Annotated in this window: 4 protein-coding genes; all 4 read left to right on the top strand. The window is 67.3% G+C overall.

All coding sequences use genetic code 11. The features are described from left to right. A partial coding sequence (fabG, locus tag GJV64_RS12630; RefSeq protein WP_164157636.1) for a 3-oxoacyl-ACP reductase FabG occupies positions 1-646 on the top strand: 646 nt, incomplete at its 5' end. 129 nt (positions 647-775) lie between these two features. Then, positions 776-1,015: an acyl carrier protein gene (locus GJV64_RS12635; protein ID WP_164157638.1), complete on the top strand. Its 240-nt coding sequence runs from the start codon at positions 776-778 to the stop codon at positions 1,013-1,015. Between the two features lie 223 nt (positions 1,016-1,238). Continuing rightward, positions 1,239-2,501, top strand: coding sequence for a beta-ketoacyl-ACP synthase II (gene fabF / locus GJV64_RS12640; protein ID WP_164157640.1), 1,263 nt, complete (start codon positions 1,239-1,241; stop codon positions 2,499-2,501). Position 2,502: 1 nt separating this feature from the next. Next, on the top strand, positions 2,503-3,480 hold the full coding sequence (gene mltG, locus GJV64_RS12645; protein ID WP_164157642.1) for an endolytic transglycosylase MltG: 978 nt from the start codon (positions 2,503-2,505) through the stop codon (positions 3,478-3,480). Positions 3,481-3,539 lie beyond the last annotated feature (59 nt).

A 3,539-nucleotide genomic window follows, 5' to 3' on the forward strand; every position in this document is an offset into this window, starting at 1 on the left:
GCGGGTCGCGCTGTCGGGCACACGCGCCGATGCGCTGGCGGCGGTGGCGGCCGAGTGTGGCCCCGATGCCGTGATCCTGCCCTGCAACCTGTCCGACCCGGCGGCGGTCGATGCGCTGGTCCCGGCCGCGGTCGAGGCCTTGGGCGGCCGGCTCGACATCCTCGTCGCCAACGCCGGCATCACCCGCGACAACCTCGCCATGCGCATGAAGGACGAGGAATGGAGCGAGGTGATCCGCATCAACCTCGAAGCCACCTTCCGACTTTACCGTGCCGCAGCCCGGCCGATGATGAAGCAGCGCTTTGGCCGGCTGATCGCCATCACCAGCGTGGTGGGCGTCACCGGCAATCCGGGGCAGGCCAATTATGCTGCCTCCAAGGCCGGCCTGATCGGCATGTCGAAGGCGCTGGCCCAGGAACTGGCCAGCCGCGCCATCACGGTCAACTGCGTGGCGCCGGGCTTCATCGTCTCGGCGATGACCGATGCCCTGCCCGAGGCCCAGAAGGCAGCCCTTACCGAGCGTATCCCGGCCGGCCGGCTGGGCGCCGGCGATGATATCGCGGCGGGTGTCGTGTATCTTGCCTCGCGCGAGGCATCCTATGTGACTGGGCACACGCTGCACATCAATGGCGGGATGTACATGTGAGGCAGGGGAGGCTGGCTGTGCCAGACGCGTTCTGAGCACAGCGCCCTTGCCTCCCTCCCGCCACCGGGCTATCGCGCGAGGGCAACCTCCCGGCGCACACTGCGGCGCCGCAACCCTAGGGGATGAAGAATGAGCGATGTCGCCGAACGCGTGAAGAAGATCGTGGTGGAGCATCTGGGCGTCGAGGCCGAGAAGGTCGTCGAAGGCGCCAGCTTCATCGATGATCTGGGCGCCGACAGCCTCGACACGGTCGAACTGGTGATGGCCTTCGAGGAAGAGTTCGGCGTGGAAATCCCCGACGATGCTGCCGAGAAGATCCTCACCGTGGCTGATGCCATTGGCTTCATTGCCGCCAACAGCAAGGGCTGAGCCTGGCTTTCAGGCGCGCCCGGGCCCGTCACCGGCTGGCTGCAGCCTGCGAACACACGAAACGGCCTTTCGTCACGCTGGCGAAAGGCCGTTTTGCACAGGGCCTTTAAGCAGCGTATGAACAGCTGCGTGTGAAGTTGGGAAACACAGGCGGGACGCCGGCGGGGCAGGCCGGATCGCCGCCTCCGGTCCACAAGGGCCGGCTGGAAGGAACATGATGCCGATGCGCCGTGTCGTGGTCACTGGACTGGGCCTTGTCACCCCCCTGGGCAGCAGCGTCGAGACGACCTGGGCCAATATCCTCGCCTCGCGCTCCGGCGCCGGGCCGATCACCCGCTTCGATGCCTCCAACCAGGTCTGCCGGATCGCCTGCGAGGTGAAGCCCGGTAATGGCACCGGCATGACCTTCGATGCCAACAAGCGCGTCGACTACAAGGTGCAGCGCCAGGTCGATCCGTTCATCGTTTACGGCATCGATGCCGCCGGCCAGGCGTTGGAAGATGCCGGCCTCACCGACATGACCGAGGAAGAACGCTTCCGCGCCGGCTGCTCGATCGGATCGGGCATCGGCGGCCTGCCGGGCATCGAATCGGAATCGATCGTGCTGCACGAAAAGGGGCCACGGCGGGTCTCCCCGCACTTCGTGCACGGCCGGCTGATCAACCTGATCTCCGGCCAGGTGTCGATCAAATATGGCCTGATGGGCCCCAACCATGCCGTCGTGACCGCCTGTTCCACCGGCGCCCATGCCATTGGCGACGCGGCCCGCATGATCGCGTTGGGCGATGCCGACGTGATGCTGGCCGGCGGTTCTGAAAGCGCGCTGTGCCCGCTGGGCATCGCCGGCTTTGCCCAGGCCCGTGCGCTGTCGACCGCCTTCAACGATGAGCCCACCCGCGCCAGCCGCCCCTATGACAAGGATCGCGATGGCTTCGTGATGGGTGAAGGCGCCGGCGTGGTGGTGCTGGAGGAGTATGAGCACGCCAAGGCGCGCGGCGCCAAGATCTATGGCGAGGTGATCGGCTATGGCCTGTCGGGCGATGCCTATCACGTGACGGCGCCGCACCCGGAAGGCTCGGGCGCCTTCCGCTCGATGCAGATGGCCCTGAAGCGGGCCGGCCTGAACCCCGAGGACATCGATTACATCAACGCCCACGGCACCTCCACGCCGATGGGGGACGAGCTGGAACTGGGCGCGGTGAAGCGCCTGTTCGGCAGCGCCATCAGCAATGTCTCGATGTCGTCCACCAAGTCGGCGATCGGTCACCTCTTGGGTGGCGCCGGCGCGGTCGAATCGATCTTCTGCCTGCTCGCCCTGCGCGACCAGGTGGCGCCGCCGACGCTCAATCTCGACAATCCGTCCGAAGGCTGCGTCGGGGTTGATCTGGTGCCGCACGTCGCCAAGCCGCGCCGCATCCGTGCCGTGCTCAACAATTCGTTCGGCTTTGGCGGCACCAACGCGACGCTGGTGATGCGATCGGTCTGACATGAAGAAGGGCGCTGCCCGCGCGGCCGTGGTGCTGGCGGCCCTTGTCTTGGCTGTGGGTGTGCCGCTGGCGGTGGCGCCCTGGTATGGCTGGGGTGCGAAACCGGGACGAGAAGCCAGCTTCGTCGTCAGGAAGGGCGATAGCCTGGCCGCCGTTGCCGGCCGCCTGCGAGAGGCCGGCCTGATCCGCTCGGCCGGGCAGTTCCGCCTCTTCGCGCGGCTGCTGGGTGATGCGGCGCCGGTGCAGGCCGGCCGTTATCGCCTGCGCGCCGGCCAGGGCTGGGGCAGCATCCTCGAGACCCTGCAGGAAGGCCGGGTGGAGCGGTTCAGCGTCACCATACCGGAAGGCTGGCCTTCGGTGCTGGTGGCCGATCGGCTGCGCGCGATTCCCGATCTGACCGGCAGCATCACGGTGCCGGACGAAGGCAGCGTGCTGCCCGACACCTATGACTATGAGCCTGGCGAGCCGCGCGCCGCCGTGCTGAAGCGCATGCAGGCGGCCATGGACAAGGCACTTGCCGAACTGTGGGCGAAGCGCAGCCCGCGTGCCGTGGTGAAGACGCCAGCCGAAGCGGTGATTCTTGCAAGCATTGTCGAGAAGGAAACCGGCAAGGCGTCTGAACGCCAAACAATTGCAGGGGTTTATTCCAATCGGCTGAGGATCGGTATGAAGCTGGATGCCGATCCCACGGTGATCTATCCGATCACCCAGGGCCGCCCGCTCGGCCGGCGCATCCGCCGTTCCGAACTGCAACGCGACACCGGTTGGAACACCTATGTGAAGCCCGGATTGCCGAAGGGACCGATCGCCAACCCGGGGCGTGACAGCCTGGCCGCCGTCCTCGATCCGGCGCCAACCGAGGCACTGTTCTTTGTGGCCGACGGGAGTGGCGGGCACGTGTTTGCCAACACGCTGGCCGAGCACAACGCCAACACCGCGCGCTGGTTTGCGCTGCGCCGCCAACGCGGCGAGATGTGAGCCGCAAGCCTGCCTCGCGGCGCGCTGCAACGGGCAAGGGCCGCCGCGCCTCGCCGCGG

Source organism: Sandarakinorhabdus rubra, from assembly GCF_010994245.1.
Classification (GTDB): domain Bacteria; phylum Pseudomonadota; class Alphaproteobacteria; order Sphingomonadales; family Sphingomonadaceae; genus Sandarakinorhabdus; species Sandarakinorhabdus rubra.

Excerpts from the sequence above, each read along its gene's own strand:
- GJV64_RS12635 (WP_164157638.1), top strand. The coding sequence starts at position 776 with ATGAGCGATGTCGCCGAACGCGTGAAGAAGATCGTGGTGGAGCATCTG.
- fabF (WP_164157640.1), top strand. The coding sequence starts at position 1,239 with ATGCGCCGTGTCGTGGTCACTGGACTGGGCCTTGTCACCCCCCTGGGC.
- mltG (WP_164157642.1), top strand. The coding sequence starts at position 2,503 with ATGAAGAAGGGCGCTGCCCGCGCGGCCGTGGTGCTGGCGGCCCTTGTC.